Here is a 17,707-nt window from a genome sequence, read left to right as displayed (position 1 = left end):
ACATGGAGACGACACGTGACGAGTAATCGGCGATTCCTGCCACCAGCATCCGCTTCCGAATCCACCCCCATCTCGCCCCGGTCGCACGGCCGCCGGATCGCCGCGCTCATCGCGGTTTCGGCGACCGCGCTCGCCGGCGTCGGCGCGGCTCCCCTGGCGGCGTCCGCCGCCGTGAGCCCCGACGCCGCGATCGTGATCAACGAGGTGTATGGCGGCGGAGGCAACTCCGGCGCGACGTACACCAGCGACTTCATCGAGCTGTTCAACACGAGCGATGCCGCCGTGAGCGTCGACGGATGGACCGTTCAGTACGCCTCGTCGGGCGGCAACACCTGGACGCAGACGCCCCTCGCGGGCACGATCGAGCCGGGCGACTATTACCTGATCCAGCAGGCTACGGGCGCGGGCGGCACGACGCCGCTGCCGACCCCGAATGTGACCGGCACGATCACGATGAGCGGCTCGAGCGCCAAGGTCGCGCTCGTCTCGTCCGACGCCGCACTGACCGGCTCGACCGGCAACGCCGCGGGCGCGCCGACCGTCGTGGACTTCGTCGGCTGGGGATCCTCGGCGAGCGACTTCGCCGGCACGGCCCCCGCCCCGGGGACGGCGAACACCACCAGCGTCTCGCGCAACGCGGAGCACACGAACACGGCCGACAACGCCGCGGACTTCACGACCGGGGCACCCTCGCCCACCGCATCCTCGACCGGAACGCCGGAAGAGCCCGTCGACCCCGAAGAGCCGGTCGACCCCGAAGAGCCCGTCGATCCGGAAGAGCCGCAGGAGCCGACGATCGTCGCGATCGACGCGATCCAGGGCACGGGTGACGCGTCGCCGCTCGCCGGTCAGACCGTCACGACCGAGGGTGTCGTCACGGCGCACTACCCGACCGGCGGCTTCAACGGCTACGTGATCCAGACGGTCGGCACGGGCGGAGCGCTCGACTTCTCCACCCACACCGCCTCCGACGCGATCTTCGTCTACGCGCCCGGCGCCGTCGGCGAGGTCGCACCGGGCCAGACCGTGCGCGTCACGGGTGTCGTCAGCGAGTACAACGGACTCACCGAGCTGACCGTCGCCCCGGGCGCCGCCACCGTCATCGAGGCGGGCGTCACGCCCGTTCCCGCGACGGTCGGTTGGCCCACGGATGCCGCACAGCGCGAGGCTCTCGAGTCGATGCTCGTGCAGCCCCAGGGAGACTTCACGGTCTCGAACACCTACTCGACCAACCAGTACGGCGAGGTCGGGCTCGCTTCCGGCACGACGCCGCTGCGCCAGCCGACGGATGTCGCCCGCCCGGGCACGCCCGAGGCGGCGGCGGTCGTGGCCGACAACGCGGCCCGCGCCGTCACCCTCGACGACGGAACCTCGATCAACTTCCTGAGCGCCGCGAACGCCGGCCTGACCCCCGCGTGGGTCTCGCTCGTCGAGCCGCTCGTGGTCGGAGCATCCGCCACCTTCTCGGCCCCCGTGGTCGTCGACTACCGCAACAACGCCTGGAAGCTCAACCCCACCGCCCCCATGACGGCGGATGGCTCGGGCACCGACGGTGTGCAGTTCTCGAACCCGCGCACGGCCGCACCCGAGAACGTGGGCGGCGACGTCTCCGTCGCGTCGTTCAACGTGCTCAACTACTTCACCACCCTCGGCGACGAGAACGCGAGCTGCCAGGCCTACTCGACCGCGGCGGGCGAGCCCGTCACGGTGCGACAGGGCTGCGACCAGCGCGGTGCCTGGGACGATGCGGACTTCGCGCGTCAGGAGTCGAAGATCGTGGCCGCGATCGAGGCACTGGACGCTTCGGTCGTCGGTCTGATGGAGATCGAGAACTCCGCCGCGCTCGGCGAGCCGGTCGATGAGGCCACCGCGACGCTCGTGGCCGCGCTGAACGAGGCCGCCGGTTCTGAGAAGTGGGCGTTCGTGCCCTCCTCGGACGAGCTGCCCGCGGCATCCGGACAGGACGTCATCACCAACGCGATGATCTACCAGCCGGCACTCGTCGAGCGGGTCGGCGACTCCCGCGCCCTGGGTGACCAGAGCGACAACGGCGAGGCGTTCCAGAACGCACGCGAGCCGATCGGACAGGTCTTCGCCCCGGTCGACGGCGGCGCCGACTTCCTCTTCGTGGTCAACCACTTCAAGTCGAAGGGCTCGGCCGGTCCCTGGCCGGGCGACGCCGACAAGGGCGACGGACAGGGCTCGTCCAACGAGTCGCGCGTGCGTCAGGCCACGGCACTGCGCGACTGGGTCACCTCGGTCCAGGGCGACACCGAGGCGGTCCTGCTCGCGGGTGACTTCAACTCCTACGGTCAGGAAGACCCGCTGCAGGTGCTGTACGACGCGGGCTACGCGAACGCCGAGGATGCCCTCGAGATCGACTCGTCGAGCTATTCGTTCTCGGGACTCTCGGGATCGCTCGACCACATCATGCTCAACGACGCGGCGCGCGCCCGCGCCACGGGCGGAGACATCTGGAACATCAACTCGGGAGAGTCGGTCGCGCTGGAGTACAGCCGCTACGGCTACCACGGCACGCTGTTCTACGAGGACGGCCCGTACCGTTCGTCCGACCACGACCCGGTGATCGTCGGCCTGAGCGCCGAAGTGCCCCCGGTCGAGCTGACGCTGCTCGGCATCAACGACTTCCACGGTCGCATCGACGCCAACACGGTGAACTTCGCCGGAACCATCGAGCAGCTGCGGGATGCCGCATCCGGGCCGACGCTGTTCCTCTCGGCGGGCGACAACATCGGGGCCTCCCTGTTCGCGTCTTCGGTCGCGCAGGACAAGCCGACGATCGATGTGCTGAACGCGCTCGAGCTCGCGACGACCGCCGTGGGCAACCACGAGTTCGACCGCGGATTCGACGATCTCTCCGGGCGCGTGAAGGACCAGTCGGACTTCTCGTACCTCGGCGCGAACGTCTACCAGGCGGGCACCGAGACCCCCGCGCTCGACGAGTACGCGCTGATCGAGGTCGACGGTCTGACCGTCGGCGTGATCGGTGCCGTGACCGAGGAGACACCGGCTCTGGTCTCACCCGCGGGCATCACGGCGCTGTCGTTCGGTGACCCGGTCGAGGCCGTCAACCGCGTTGCGGCCGAGCTCTCGGACGGCAACGAGGCGAACGGCGAGGCCGATGTGCTCGTGGCGATGTACCACGAGGGCGCGGGTGCCGGGACTCCGGATGGCGCCACGCTCGAGGAGGAGATCGCCGGTGGCGGTGCCTTCGCCCAGATCGTCGAGGACACGGCGGCCGAGGTCGACGCGATCTTCACCGGCCACACGCACAAGGAATACGCGTGGTCGGCATCGATCCCCGGAACCGACCGCACGCGTCCGATCGTCCAGACGGGTTCGTACGGCGCCAAGATCGGCAAGATCACGCTGACGCTCGACCCCGAGACGGGCGATGTCCAGGCGCACACGGAACAGAACGTCGCACGCACGACGACTCCGGCTGCCGACCTCATCGCGACGTACCCCCGGGTTGCGACCGTGAACGACATCGTCACGCAGGCTCGCGCCTACGCGGCCGAGATCGGCAACACGTCGGTCGCCGAGGTCTCGGGCGACATCACCACGGCGTACTCGGGCGGTTCGTTCGTCGACGGTGTGTGGACGGGTGGGTCACGCGATGACCGCGCATCGGAGTCCGCTCTCGGCAACCTCGTTGCGGGATCGATCCTCGACTCTCTGTCGGCACTGCCGAACGGGGCGCAGATCGGTGTGACGAACCCGGGCGGTCTTCGTGCCGACCTGTTCGACACGCAGGCCGAGTTCGGCGCGAGCGCCGTGGCCGGGATGCCGGATGGCACGATCTCGTTCTCGCAGGCGAACGCGGTCCAGCCGTTCAACAACACCCTCGCCCTCGTCACGCTGACGGGAGCACAGTTCACGACGCTCCTCGAGCAGCAGTGGCAGCGGGACGCGAGCGGCAACGTGCCGAGCCGGCCGTACCTGCAGCTCGGGCTGTCGGACAACGTGACCTACACGTTCGACTCGACGCTGCCCGAGGGCTCGCGCATCACCTCGGTCACGATCAACGGGGCGCCGCTCGACCCCGCGGCGAACTATCGCATCGGCACGGCGTCGTTCCTCGCAACGGGTGGAGACAACTTCCGCGTCTTCACCCAGGGCAGCGACTACGTCGACACCGGTCTGCTCGACTACGAGGCGTGGATGGACTTCCTCGCCGAGAGCTCGCCGGTCGCGCCGTCCTACGCCAAGCACGCAGTCGCCGTGCAGGGTGCGCCCGAGTCGGCCGAGGCTGGCACCCAGGTGTCGTTCTCGGTGTCGGGGCTCAACATGACGAGCCGCGGCACCCCCGAGACGACGTCGCTCGACGTCTCGCTCGGCGGCACGTCGCTCGGCACCGTTCCCGTCACGGCGGGCGCGGCGACGGTTACGGTCACGATCCCCGCGGGGACAGCGGCCGGGGCATCCGCTCTGGTTCTGACAGCCGCGACGGGCACGACGGTGACGGTCCCGCTGACCATCGAGCAGCCGGTTCCGCTCGTGACGAGCAAGACCACGCTCGTCGCCCTGCCCCCTGTGCAGATCAACGGCCTGCTGCACGCGACGCTCATCGCGTACGTGTCGCAGTCCGAGGGTCGCGCGTCGGGCACGGTCGTGTTCCGCGAGGGCTCGAAGGTGATCGCCGAGGTCAAGGTCAGCCGCCTGGGCATCGCATCGAAGACCCTCCCCCGCCTGAGCCGCGGAACGCACAAGTACACCGCGGAGTTCGTCCCCGCGAACACCGGTGCGGTCGAGGGATCGACGAGCAAGAAGGAGAGCGTGCGGGTGCTCTTCTAGGCCCCTCCTCCGGAACGGCCCTCGCATCCTCGGGTGCGGGGGCCGTTCCGCTGCCCGGAGCCCATGTCTTGCCATCGAGAGGACGCAACATGCCGTCGAGGCGCCAGGGAGCACCGCATGTTGCGTCCTCTCGATGCGCAGGTCCGGGCACGGGCGGCGAAGTTAGGCTGGATGCATGACGGTGCAGGTGGTCTTCGTCCACGGAATCCGCACCTCCGCGACGATGTGGCGGGCGCAGGTCGCACACCTCGAGGCGCGCGACATCGGGGCACACGCGATCGATCTGCCCGCGCACGGCACCCGCATGGGCGAAGAATTCGACATCGACGAGGCCTTCGCCACGATCGACAGGGCGGTCCGCCGCGCAGCCGAGGACGGTCCGGTGCTGCTCGTCGGCCACTCCATGGGCGGGCTGCTGTGCACCGAGTACGTGGGCGGTCCGGAGCATCCGCCCGTCGCCGCTTTCATCGGAGCCGGATGCACCGCCCTGCCTCGCGCGGCGGGGCTCTCGGCGTACCGGGCGCTGACGGGAGGCTTCGACCGTCTGCCCGACCGCGGAATGTGGCTGACGAACCAGATCCTCTACCGCACGCTCCCCGCCGAGACGCGGGCAGACTTCGGCGCCGGCGGGTACGCGCTCGACGCGCAGGACGCGACCCTGCGCTCACTCTCGGTGCTCGACCTGTTGACGGCGCTGCGTCGTATCGATGTGCCGGTGTGGTTCATCAACGGACAGTACGACCAGATGCGGCTCAACGAGCGGCTCTTCATGCGCCTCACGCCCCAGGCCGAGCTGATCATCGTGCCGCGGACGAGCCACCTCGTCACCGCCATGCGCCCCCGCGTCTTCAACGCGCTGCTCGATCTCGCCATCGCCACGATCGAAGCGGGGACGGATGCACCGCGGTCGCACGAGACGGATGCCGAGGGCGCTGCGCGGCCGACGCGCAGGGTCCGCGGGCGCTGACCTGCTAGACTCTTTGATTGGCTTGCGTGTGGGTATCCCACCCTCACGATCGCCGTGCGGCAGCCCTCTTCTGCGGCCCGGCAAACACATCCAAACTCTCCTCGAACGAAAGACTCGACACAGTGGCAAACATCAAGTCGCAGATCAAGCGCAACAAGACCAACGCGAAAGCGAACGAGCGCAACAAGGCCGTCAAGACGCAGCTGAAGACGGCGATCCGTCGCACCCGCGAGGCAACCGCCGCCGGCGACAAGGCGGCCGCCGAGGCAGCCCTGCTCACCGCGACCAAGAAGCTCGACAAGGCCGTCAGCAAGGGTGTCATCCACCAGAACCAGGCCGCGAACCGCAAGTCGGCGATCGCCAAGCAGGTTGCTGCGCTCTGATCCGAACGCGTTCACGAAGGCCCGTCCCCCCGGGGGCGGGCCTTCGTCGTTGATGGGATGCCCGTGCAGGTCAGCGGCGGGGCGCGGGACCGCCGGGGAACGGGGTGCGGGTCGCGACCACCGTCAGCAAGCGCTCGAGGGCGAACACCGGATCGCGCGAAGCGCCCTTGACCTCGGCGTCCGCACGGGCCGCCGCCTGGATCGCGAGCCCGAGCTGGTCGTCGCTCCACCCGACCAGGTCGCGTCGCGCCCGATCGACCTGCCAGTCCTTCATGCCGAGGCGGGCCGCCAGCTGAGCGGATGACTCGCGCGTTCCGGCGACCCGCGCCATCGACCGCAGCTTCGAAGCGAGGGCCGCGACCATCGGCACGGGGTCAGCACCCGAGGCAAGAGCATGACGCAGGGCGACGAGAGCCTCGCCGTAGCGCCCGGCGATCGCGGTGTCGGCGACGGCGAAAGCGGATGTCTCGACCCGGCCGCCGTAGTAGCGCTGCACGATGTCGGCGGTGATGTCGCCGTCCACATCGGCGATCAGCTGCTGACACGCGGCGGCGAGCTCGGTCAGATCGTCGGCGAAGGCCGAGGTCAGCGCCCGGAGCGCGGGTGGGGCGATCCGGCGCTGCGCCGCGTGGAACTCGCCCGCGGCGAAGTCGTACCGATCGGAGTCGCGCTTGACCGCGGCGCAGGCGATCTCGACTCCCCCGCCCTGGCCGCTGCGGATCGCATCGAGCAGCTTCTTGCCGCGCACACTCGCGCCCGTGTGGCGCAGCACGACGGTCGCACCCTCCTGCGGCTGAGCGAGGTACGACAGCGCCTCGGCCAGGAACTCGTCGGTACACTTCTCGACGCCGCCGACCCGGATCAGCCGCGGCTCGCCGAACAACGACGGCGACGTGACCCCGAGCAGGGTCCCCGGCGCGTATGCGTCGGCCCGGACATCCGAGACCTCGAGGGACGGATCCTCGGCGCGCAGGTAGTCGCGCAGCCCGGCGATCGCGCGCTCGGCGCAGACCTCTTCGGGACCGGAGACCAGCACGATCGGGGCGGGTTCGGGCCGGCGCCACGACACCTGCGGGATGCGGCTCGCGGTCGCCTTGGCCGGTGTCCGAGCCGATCGTGTCGCCATTCCCCCAGCCTACTGACGGCGCCGACATCGCGGACCGCATCGAGGCGACGGCGCGATGCCCCAACGGCATCCGCAGCCCGGCCGCTCACCCGGCGTTTGCGCGCCACACCTCGAGCCCGGCGTCGGTGCGGCGCACCAGCCCCAGACCATCGACATCCGAACGCACGATCGTCGTCCCCGCGCTCGTGAGCCGATCGAGGAGCTCGGCACGTGGATGCCCGTAGTCGTTGTCCGCCCCGACACCGATCAGAGCGAGGGATGCGTGGACGTCACCGTAGAACTCCGGATCCTGATCCGCGCTGCCGTGGTGCGCGACCTTCACGACGTCGAATGTTCCGCGCACCCGGCCCGTCGCCCCGAGCGCACGTTGGGCGACCGCGGAGAGGTCCCCGAGGAACAACCCGCGCGGCATCCCGCCGTCCGCACGCGCGACGTCGAGCACGATGCTCAGGTCGTTGCCCGGCTCGAACGGCGACCGTCCGGCATTCGGCCACAGGATCTTCCAGCGTGCCGCACCGAGCACCCCGGTCATACCCGCCACGCCCCGCACGGCCCGGGCACCGGCACGGGCGAGGTCTCGGACCATCCGCTCGTCCGCGGGCTCTCCCGGCGGCCCGTGAATCACGGTGCCGACGCGCCCGATGAGTGCACCGACCGCGCCGACATGGTCGAGGTCGAAGTGGGTCAGAACGAGCAGATCGATCCGATCCACGCCCGTCCGGGCCAGGCAGTCCTCGAGCAGGCCGACGTCGGGCCCGGTGTCGATCAGGGCGATGGCGCCGCCCGAGCGAAGCAGCACGGCATCACCCTGTCCGATGTCGCACTGGGCGATGCTCCACTCACCCGGCACCGTCAACGGCGCGAGCGGCCGATCGAGCAGCACTCCCCCGACGGCGATCCCGGATGCCGCGACCACCCCGAAAGCGATGCCCACGCGGGCCCGCCGAGCCATGGCCGTCCGCGGACGCACCACGAGCGCGAACACCAGCGCCGCACTCGCAATGGCAAGAGCCCCCGCGCCCAGCACCCCGCCGGGCCAGGGCAGGTCGGCCCCGGGTAGCCCCGACAGCACCGACGCAACGCCCGCGATCCAGGATGCCGGCACCCACGCGACCCACGTCAGCACGTCCGCGATCGGCGCGGCGAACCCGAGCAGACAAGCGGCCAGGCCGACGAGCGTCGCGACCGGAGCGGCGGGTCCGGCGAGCAGGTTGGCGACGATTCCGTAGGCGGGGATCCGCGGATCGATCAGCACGAGCAACGGCCCGCACGCCAACTGCGCCGCGGCGGGAACCGACAGCGCGACCGCCAGCGGAGCGGGCAGCGCCCGCGCGAACGCGGTCGCGAGGGGACGGCTCAGCACGAGCAGCCCGGCCGTCGCCGCGGCCGACAGGGCGAACCCGAGCGAGTGCGCGAGCCAGGGGTCGCTGACGAGCAGCGCCGCGACGGCCAGCGCGAGCACCGCGAGTCCCGAACCTGCGCGGTCCGCGGCCAGCGCGAGCAGCGCGATCGTCGTCATCGCGGCCGCGCGGATCACGCTCGGCTCGGGGGTGACGAGCAGCACGAACCATCCGAGGGTCGTGAGCGCGAGAACCACGCGAGCGATCCGCGGTAGCCGCAGCAGACCCGCGAGGGCGAAGGTCAGTGCAACGACGACGGCGCAGTTCGCACCCGAAACCGCCGTCAGATGGCTGAGCGAACTCGTGCGCATCTGCTCGTCGAGTTCGTCCGACACTCCGGATGTGTCGCCGACCGCCAGCCCCGGCACGAGGCCGGCACCCGCTCCCGGCAGCGCCGATGCCCGATCCACGAACCGTTGGCGCAGGTCCGCTGTCAGCCCGAGTGCACCGGGCGGCGGCGCGTCGACACGTACCGACGTCGCGAAGACGATCAGCACGGCCCGATTCCCGGCGTCCGTCTCGCGCCCCGACCCACGGACCGTCACGCGGCTCCCGAGATCGAGGGCGTCCGGCGCCCGAACGGCGGAAAGCGTGCGCGCATCGACCCAGATCGTGAGCGGAACGGATGCCTCGAGCGGGCGCCCGCCCACGCGCACGACCCGCGTGTCCACCTCGAACCGCACCGATCCGGCCTTCGCGGGCTCGATCTTCGTACTCACGACGCCGTCGATCTCGACGGCGCGCCCACCTTCGCCGACGAAAGCGACGGCGCTCGCACGCTCGCCCGCAACGAGAGCCACCTGCGCCGCTACGCATCCGGAGATCACGATCGACATCGCCAGGACGACGAGCGCGATCGACGGGCGGCGGAGGAGGATGATCAGGGTCACCACGAGCACCGCCACCGCCCCGAGTGCCACCCACGCCGCCGTTTCGGGAACGATCACGAGGATCAGTGCTGCCACCCACGCCGTGACCGCGGGGATGACGAGCGGGGCCGCCCCAGGTCGCACACGGGGTCGCGCGCCAGGGCCCTCGGCGCGTCGCTCTCCAGATCGCACGCCGCGCGGCCCGGAAGAGTCCCCGGAAACAACGCGGGCCGCCTCCACCGCCGAGCGACCACGTCTCTTCATCGCACGATGCTCATTCACAGGACCACGAGGGGCCGGAGCGATTCGAGCATCTTCTCGCCGATGCCGGGTACCGAGAGCAGGTCATCGACGCTCGAGAAGCGCCCGTTCGTCGTGCGCCAATCGACGATCCGCTGCGCGATCGCGGGCCCGACCCGCGGCAGGGTGTCGAGTTCGGCGACGGTTGCGGTGTTCAGGTTCACGCGCCCGTCTCCGCCGCCCGCCCCCGCCCCTCCCAGCGCGCCAGATGCCGCCGCGGCTTCGCCCTTCACGGGCACGACGACCTGCTCGCCGTCCGAAACGGTCCGCGCCAGGTTCACCCCGGCATCGTCCGCGTCCTCCGCGAATCCGCCCGCTGCGGCGACCGCGTCAACCAGCCGCGCCCCTCCCTCGAGCCGGTACAGGCCCGGCCGCGCAACCGCGCCCGAGACGTGGACGTAGAGCGTGCCGGCCGTAACGTCCGTGCCATCCGGGCCGGTCGTCTGATCGATCGGGACGACCTCGGCGGCGCTGCCGCCCGACTGCACGATCCCGACGGCGACCGTGATGCCGAGCGCCACCAGCAGCACCACGACGACGGCGCCGACCAGGGCCCGAGCACGCGGCGATGCGCGCGCGTAGGCATCGCCGGGGCCGTCCACGGTGCTCTCGTCGGCGGCCGGGTTCGGAGGATTGTCGCGCGCCACTCCGTCACGCTACGGATGCCTCGGCCCCCGGCATCCGTTCGCCACCCGCATCAGTGGCACCTCCCGCGCCCTGCCCATTGGGGAGGACACGACTCTCCGCGCGAGACTTCAGCTATGTCAGCGTTTCACCCTCGAAACGTGACAGAGCTGAAGTTTCGCGCTCAGGAGTGAAGAGGGTCAGGCCGGGCGCGTCGCGATCGAGACGACCTTCGGGGCGCGCACGATGACCTTGACGATCTCGCGGTCACCGATCGAGCGCAGCACCTTGGCGTCGGCGCGCGCGAGCTGCTCGAGCTCGTCCGCCCCGATCCGAGCGGGCACCTCGAGCGTTCCACGCACCTTGCCGTCGACCTGCACGACCGCGGTCACGTTCTCTTCGACCAGCAGCATCGGGTCGGCCTGACGCCACGGCACGAGACCGACGAACGGCTCGTAGCCGAGCATCTCCCACATCTCCTCCGCCGTGTGCGGCGCGAACAGATCGAGGATCATCGCGGTGACCTCGGCGGCCTCCCGCACGGCGGGGTCGCTGGGTCCGGCGCCCGTGTCGATCGCCTTGCGCGTCGCGTTGACGAGCTCCATCAGGCGTGCGATCACGACGTTGAACTTGGTCTGCTCGACGAGTCCGGGCGCATCCGCCAGCAGGCGGTGCGTCACGCGGCGGAGAGCCGGATCGCCCTCGGCCCAGATCACGCTCGGGTCGCTGTCGACGTCGTTCGCGACGCGCCAGGCACGGGCGAGGAACTTCTGTGCGCCGCTGGTCGAGACATCCTCCCACTCGATGTCGTCCTCGACCGGGCCCGCGAATGCGATCGCCACGCGTACCGCGTCGGCACCCGGGGACTCCATGCTCGCGGCGAACTCGACCAGGTTGCCCTTGCTCTTCGACATCTTGGTGCCGCCGAGCAGAACCATGCCCTGGTTGATCAGCGACGAGAACGGCTCGGTGAAGTCCACCAGCCCCATGTCGAACAGCACCTTGGTGATGAAGCGCGCGTACAGCAGGTGCAGGATCGCGTGCTCGACGCCGCCGATGTACGAATCGACGGGGGCCCACCGCTGCGCCTCGCGCGGGTCGAACGCGCGTGTGTCGTCGCCCGGCGAGAGGAAGCGCAGGAAGTACCACGAGCTGTCGACGAACGTGTCCATCGTGTCGGGGTCGCGACGGGCCGGAGCACCGGATGCGGGATCGACCGTGTTGACCCAGTTCTCGGCCGCTCCCAGGGGCGAGGCACCCTTGGGAGTCAGATCGAGACCCTGCGCGTCGGGCAGCCGGATCGGCAGCTGGTCTTCGGCAACCGGGACGATCGTGCCGTCTTCCAAGTGCAGCATCGGGATCGGGGTGCCCCAGAAGCGCTGGCGCGAGATCAGCCAGTCGCGCAGGCGGTACGACTTGGCCGCGCGGCCCTTGCCGATCGACTCGAGCTGCTCGATGCTGCGCGCGATCGCGGTGCGCTTCGACAGCCCGTCGAGGGGACCGGAGTTGATCATCCGTCCCTCACCCGTCAGGGCGATGCCCGTGCGAGCCGGGTCGATGTCGTCGAGACCGGATGCTTCGGCACCGGGATCGATCGGAACGCCGTCGTCGTCGAGCTCGATCACGGGAATCGCACCCGTGATGGGGGCCGTCGTGTCGACCACGACCGTGATGGGCAGGTCGAAGGCACGGGCGAAGTCGAGGTCGCGCTGGTCGTGGGCCGGTACGGCCATGACGGCGCCGTGTCCGTAGTCGGCGAGCACGTAGTCCGCGGCCCAGATCGGCAGGCGCGCCCCGTTGACGGGGTTGATGGCGTAACGCCCGAGGAACACGCCCGTCTTCGGGCGATCCGTGCTCTGACGCTCGATGTCGGTCGCGCGGCGCACGCCGTCCAGATACGTCGTGAAGCGCTCACGAACGTCGGGCTCGGCGTCGGCGACGAGCTGCTGAGCCAGATCGGAATCGGGCGCGACGACGAAGAACGTCGCGCCGTACAGGGTGTCGGGGCGCGTCGAGAACACCGTCACGATGTCGGGGTGGCCCTCGATCTCGAAGTCGATGTCGGCACCCACCGAGCGGCCGATCCAATTGCGCTGCATCTGGATGACCTTCTGCGGCCAGAATCCCTCGAGCTGGTTGAGGTCGTCGAGCAGCCGGTCGGCGTAGTCGGTGATCTTGAAGAACCACTGCGTGAGCTTCTTCTTCTCGACCATCGCGCCGCTGCGGTCGGACGTGCCATCCGGCAGCACCTGCTCGTTGGCGAGCACGGTCTGGTCCACGGGATCCCAGTTGACCAGGGCGTCCTTGCGGTAGGCGAGCCCGCGCTCGTAGAGCTTCAGGAACAGCCACTGGTTCCAGCGGTAGTAGTCCTCGTCGCTCGTGTGGAGCACGCGGCTCCAGTCGTACGACGTGCCGAAGGCGCGCAGGCTCGTCTTCTGCTGACCGATGTTCGCGTAGGTCCACTCACGCGGGTCGACGCCGCGCTGGATCGCCGCGTTCTCGGCGGGCAGGCCGAACGAGTCCCAGCCGATCGGGTTGAGCACGTTGTAGCCGCGGTGGCGCCAGAACCGGGCCACCGTGTCGACGTAGGCGTAGTTCTCCGCGTGCCCCATGTGCATGTCGCCCGACGGGTACGGGAACATGCCCAACACGTATTTGCGCGGGCGGGTGTCGCCTTCGCCACCGGCACGGAAGGGGTCTTTCGCCTCCCATGCGGCCTGCCACTTCGCCTGGATCGCGGCGGCGTCGTAGTGCGCGCCATCGCCCGGAGCACCGCCGGAAGGATCGGCGGGAGCGTTGTCGGTGGGAACGGTCTGGGACACAGAAAACCAATCGAGCGGGGGGTTCGGGATGCGCGCGGGCGCTCTTTCCAGGTTACCGGACCCGTCTGGGGCCCTTGCCGGACGGTGGATGAGGCCCTTCCACCGGCGACTGTCACCAACCGGCGGGCAGTTCGGCCCCGAGCGCGGCCAGCGGGGCGCGCGCCTTGATGCCCACCTCGCGCACCTCTTCACCGGGCACGGACGACCAGGTGATGCCTCCGCCCGCTCCGACGATCGCGTGGCCGTCCCTCATGACGATCGAGCGGATGACCATGGCGAGATCGAGGGTGCCGTCGACGCCGATCCACCCGAAGCATCCGGCGTAGATCCCGCGCGGTCCCGCCTCGAGCGCCTGCAGGATCGTCATCGCCGAGAGCTTCGGTGCACCGGTCATCGATCCGGCCGGGAATGCCCGGTCGAGCAGTTCTCCGGCCGTGCTGCCCGGGCGCAGCTGCCCCGAGACGGTGCTGACGAGCTGATGCACGTGCGGGTACGTCTCGACCGCGAGCAGCGCGTCGACCCGCACCGTTCCGACCTCGCACACACGCGACAGGTCGTTGCGCATCAGGTCGACGATCATGACGTTCTCGGCGCGTTCCTTCTCGCTGGCGAGCAGTTCGCGGGCCAGCGCGGCGTCCGCGTCGGGATCCGTGCCCCGCGGCCGGGTGCCCTTGATCGGCCGCGTGCGCACGATCCCGTCGCCGACGGCGAGGAACTCCTCGGGGCTCGCGCTCAGCAGACTCACTCCCCCGATGCGCACGAATCCACCGTGGTGCGCGGGACTCGAGGCGCGCAGCCGGCCGTAGACGGCGACGGCGGATTCGGATGTCTCAACCTCGAACCGCGTCGTCAGGCACAACTGGTACGCGTCGCCCACCCGGATCGCGTCGTGGCACCGCCCGATCAGCGCCTCGTACTCGTCGGGGACGTGCCGCGAGGTGGCGATCCTCGGTGCGAGGGCGGGTGCGGGTGCGAGGGCGGGGGTGGGTGCGGGTGCGGGCGCGAGGGCGGGAGTGGGCTGGGGGGTCCGGTGTCGGGCTGCGCGGATCTCGGCCGCCCACGACGCCAGGTCGGATCCGGCCGCGATCGCCCAGGCCCGGCGGGTGGCGTGATCGAAGGCGACCCAGGCGCGGGCGTGCATCCAGGCATCCTGATCCGGTCCGCCCCGGTGGGCGTCGCTCGCGGCGCTGCGGGCCGGGGCACCCGCGCGCTCGGCCGCGGGGTCGTACGCGAACCAGCCGACCCAGCCACCTCGAAAGGGGCCCGCAGGCCACTCCACCCGATCGCCCGACGGTGCCCCCGCGAGGCGGACGCCCCGCACGTCGTCCACGTTCGCGGGCGAGCCATGCCCGACGAAGCTCCACCCCGATGCCGTTCCGGCACCGGCGTCCAACCAGAACACGTCCGGATGCGCGGGCTCGAGCACGGCGAACACCGCTGCGGGCTCGACCCAATCGGTGAGGCGCTCGACGGCGAGATCCTGGGGCACTCACCCAGGGTACGGGGAGCCCGACATCGTAGGCTCGACGCGTGAACGAGTTCCTGTCGTGGCTGCTGGACTCGGTCCAGAGCGTCGATCCGGTGTTGCGCACGCTGCTGGCGGGTGTCGCGATCATGCTCGAGACGAGCATCCTGATCGGACTGGTCGTGCCGGGCGACACGACCGTGATCGTGGCGGCGACCGCGGTGTCGTCCCCGCTCGAGGGTGTGCTGCTCGGTGTGGCCGTCGTCATCGGGGCGCTCATCGGCGAGAGCATCGGGTTCTGGATCGGCCGCTGGCTCGGCCCACGCATCCGCGCGTCGCGTCTCGGTGCGCGGATCGGCGAGGCCAACTGGGAACGTTCGGAGCGCTACCTGCGCCGACGCGGCGGACCGGCGATCTTCCTGTCGCGCTTCCTACCCGTGCTGCACTCGCTCGTGCCCCTGACCGTCGGCATGAGCGGTTACTCCTACCGGCGCTTTCTCGCGTGGACAGCGCCCGCCTGCATCCTGTGGGCGACGCTCTATGTCTCGTTCGCCGCGGCCGCCGCGGGGACGTATCGCGAGCTCGCCGACAGGGTCCATTTCGCCGGGTACATCTTCGTGGGCGTCATCGTGCTGTTCATCGTGCTCGTGTTCGTTGGCAAGAAGGTCATCGAACGTATCGAACGCCGTCACCTGCACGATGAGGATGCGCCGGAGGCCATGAAAGACTGAGGGCGATGCCCACTTCGACGCAGGCCCCCGCTCTCCCCGCCAAGATCCTCTGGTTGGCGAGACTCGAGCACCGATTCCACGCTTGGCGCGAGAAGCGTGCCCGCCGCCGCGGGCTGAGCGCGAGCATCGTCCCTTTCCCCGGGTACGGCGGCGAGGGTTGGGTTCGCGTCGTCGGGCGTGTCTTGATCGTGCGACCCCCGCGCGACACGAAGTCCGGCGAGATCAGCAGCCTGCGCGGATGGCGCAGCTTCATCAGCATCCCGGTCGGCTACTCCGAGGTGAAGATCTCGATCGCGGGGCGCACACACACCGTCGTCTCCGACCGCGGTGGTGTCGTCGACACGGTCGTGCAGGCCGAGCTCGAGCCCGGATGGCAGGCCCTGGAGCTGTCCGTCGAGGGCAGCGAGCCGGTCGAGGCCCGCGTGTTCATCGTCGGCTCGGATGTCAGATTCGGCGTGGTCTCGGATGTCGACGACACCGTCATGGTCACGGCACTCCCCCGTCCGCTCATCGCCGCGTGGAACTCGTTCGTCGTCGACGAGCACGCGCGCCTGCCGGTGCCCGGCATGGCCGTGCTGCTCGAGCGTCTGGTGCGCAGCCATCCGGGCGCTCCGATGATCTACCTCTCGACCGGCGCGTGGAACATCGCGCCGACCCTCACACGCTTCCTCTCCCGTCACCTCTTCCCGCCTGGCGGGATCCTGCTGACCGACTGGGGCCCGACGCACGACCGGTGGTTCCGCAGCGGTCGCGTGCACAAGCTCGACAATCTGCGGCGCCTCGCGACGGAGTTTCCGCAGGTGCAGTGGCTGCTGATCGGCGATGACGGGCAGCACGACGAGGCGATCTACACCGAGTTCGCCAAGGAGCACCCGGGACATGTCTCGGCCGTCGCCATCCGTCGCCTGTCCACCACCGAGGCCGTCCTCGCCGGTGGCCGCCAGACCGTCGACGACCACTCCGACGCTCACGCCCTGTGGGTCACTGCCTCGGATGGTGCGGGAATCCTGGACCAGCTCGAGAGTGCCGGCGTGGTCTGACGCACGCGGGCCGATTACGCGGCGGCGGATGCAGCACCGACCGTCGGATGTCGGGCCACTCGGCGTTCCTTTCCTGGATTCATGGGGATGCTGTCCCCTACGCCGGCATGAGCCTCGTCCGCCCCGGAGTCGGAGCCCCGGCGTAGGGTTTGTGACATGTGCGGACGCTTCGTGGTGACCAGACCTCCGGCCGACCTGACGGCCCTGCTTGACGTCGACACGGTGGCCGAAGATCTGCCGGAGCCGTCCTACAACATCGCGCCAACCGATCGTGCGGCGATCGTCCTCGACTCGGCCAAGACCGACCCGCCCACCCGTCGCCTCGAAGCCGCGCGCTGGGGCCTCGTGCCCAGCTGGGCGAAGGATGTCTCGATCGGGTCACGTGCGTTCAATGCGCGTTCCGAAGAGATCGAAGACAAACCGATGTTCCGCGGTGCTCTCGAGAAGCGTCGCGCGATCGTGCCGACCTCGGGCTACTACGAGTGGAAGGCGACCGACGACGGCAAGGTGCCCCACTACATCCACCCCGCCGATGACTCGCCCCTGCTCATGGCGGGGCTCTACGAGTGGTGGAAGAACCCAGCCGCCGCGGACGACGACCCCACGCGTTGGGTGCTCAGCTTCACGATCCTGACCCGCGATGCGATCGGCGACCTCGGTTCGATCCACGACCGCATGCCGCTGTTCGTCGACATGGACCACGCCGAGGCGTGGCTGGACACCGACACCGACAACATCGGCGACGTGCTCGACGCCGCGATCGACGCTGCACCATCCGTCGCCGCCACGCTCGACAACTACGTCGTCAGCCGCGCCGTGGGCAACGTCCGCAACGACGGGCCCGAACTCATCGAGCGCGTGGAATCGTAGACGCACCGCCGATCGACCTGTCACAGACTGCTGCATATCGCGACCAGATAGAGCATTTCATGACAGTTCGACGAGGGTTCGACGCCGCTGAACCCGTCTGAGTGACGCATCCTCAGGTTCCGGTTTTCTCATGTTCTTCTCATCTGGGAAGGGCTGGTCGGCGTGCTTTTCGGGGTGGGGATGTCGGTGGTTGGTCGGATGATGGATGCATGACCGAAACCGCACTGATTGCCCGACTTCGGGCTGATGAGCGGATGAACGCATTGTTGCCGAAACTGATCGAGGTGCGGGC

General features: G+C 69.8%; 11 protein-coding genes. 6 read left to right on the top strand and 5 right to left on the bottom strand.

What is annotated here, in order from left to right:
* Positions 1-69 precede the first annotated feature (69 nt).
* The 3 genes from C2868_RS08275 (at position 70) to rpsT (ending at position 6,168) form a co-directional block, all read left to right on the top strand.
* On the top strand, positions 70-4,818 hold the full coding sequence (locus C2868_RS08275; protein WP_100811297.1) for an ExeM/NucH family extracellular endonuclease: 4,749 nt from the start codon (positions 70-72) through the stop codon (positions 4,816-4,818).
* Between the two features lie 175 nt (positions 4,819-4,993).
* Positions 4,994-5,785: an alpha/beta fold hydrolase gene (locus tag C2868_RS08270; protein WP_100810582.1), complete on the top strand. Its 792-nt coding sequence runs from the start codon at positions 4,994-4,996 to the stop codon at positions 5,783-5,785.
* Positions 5,786-5,907: 122 nt separating this feature from the next.
* Complete coding sequence (rpsT, locus tag C2868_RS08265; protein WP_100810581.1) at positions 5,908-6,168, top strand: 30S ribosomal protein S20; 261 nt, start codon at positions 5,908-5,910, stop codon at positions 6,166-6,168.
* Between the two features lie 70 nt (positions 6,169-6,238).
* Here the strand turns inward: rpsT and holA are convergent, their stop codons facing one another.
* From holA to C2868_RS08240, 5 genes are all read right to left on the bottom strand, one after another.
* Entirely contained in the window at positions 6,239-7,294 is a 1,056-nt protein-coding gene (gene holA, locus C2868_RS08260) for a DNA polymerase III subunit delta (protein WP_100810580.1), read from the bottom strand.
* A gap of 85 nt (positions 7,295-7,379) precedes the next feature.
* Positions 7,380-9,659 (bottom strand): ComEC/Rec2 family competence protein, encoded by a 2,280-nt coding sequence (locus C2868_RS08255; RefSeq protein ID WP_181003394.1) that lies wholly within the window; start codon positions 9,657-9,659, stop codon positions 7,380-7,382.
* A gap of 182 nt (positions 9,660-9,841) precedes the next feature.
* Positions 9,842-10,465, bottom strand: coding sequence for a helix-hairpin-helix domain-containing protein (locus tag C2868_RS08250; protein ID WP_100811296.1), 624 nt, complete (start codon positions 10,463-10,465; stop codon positions 9,842-9,844).
* Between the two features lie 222 nt (positions 10,466-10,687).
* The gene (gene leuS / locus C2868_RS08245) at positions 10,688-13,222 is read right to left on the bottom strand and encodes a leucine--tRNA ligase (RefSeq protein ID WP_374935769.1); all 2,535 of its coding nucleotides are present in this window, start codon (positions 13,220-13,222) and stop codon (positions 10,688-10,690) included.
* A 199-nt stretch (positions 13,223-13,421) separates the two neighbouring features.
* Positions 13,422-14,798, bottom strand: coding sequence for an anthranilate synthase component I family protein (locus C2868_RS08240; RefSeq protein ID WP_100810577.1), 1,377 nt, complete (start codon positions 14,796-14,798; stop codon positions 13,422-13,424).
* A gap of 41 nt (positions 14,799-14,839) precedes the next feature.
* On the opposite strand from C2868_RS08240, the gene C2868_RS08235 reads away from it, so the two are divergent.
* The 3 genes from C2868_RS08235 (at position 14,840) to C2868_RS08225 (ending at position 17,415) form a co-directional block, all read left to right on the top strand.
* The gene (locus C2868_RS08235; RefSeq protein ID WP_100810576.1) at positions 14,840-15,505 is read left to right on the top strand and encodes a DedA family protein; all 666 of its coding nucleotides are present in this window, start codon (positions 14,840-14,842) and stop codon (positions 15,503-15,505) included.
* Positions 15,506-15,510: 5 nt separating this feature from the next.
* Positions 15,511-16,545 carry an App1 family protein gene (locus tag C2868_RS08230; protein ID WP_100810575.1) on the top strand — a complete coding sequence of 345 codons (1,035 nt, stop codon included), beginning with the start codon at positions 15,511-15,513 and terminating at the stop codon, positions 16,543-16,545.
* A 156-nt stretch (positions 16,546-16,701) separates the two neighbouring features.
* The gene (locus tag C2868_RS08225; RefSeq protein WP_100810574.1) at positions 16,702-17,415 is read left to right on the top strand and encodes an SOS response-associated peptidase; all 714 of its coding nucleotides are present in this window, start codon (positions 16,702-16,704) and stop codon (positions 17,413-17,415) included.
* The last annotated feature ends 292 nt before the right edge of the window (positions 17,416-17,707 follow it).

The sequence above is a fragment of the Microbacterium sp. CJ77 genome (genome assembly GCF_002911615.1).
Lineage (GTDB): Bacteria > Actinomycetota > Actinomycetes > Actinomycetales > Microbacteriaceae > Microbacterium.
Note: the sequence above shows the minus strand (reverse complement) of the source record. Positions and strands in the feature narration are given on the sequence as shown.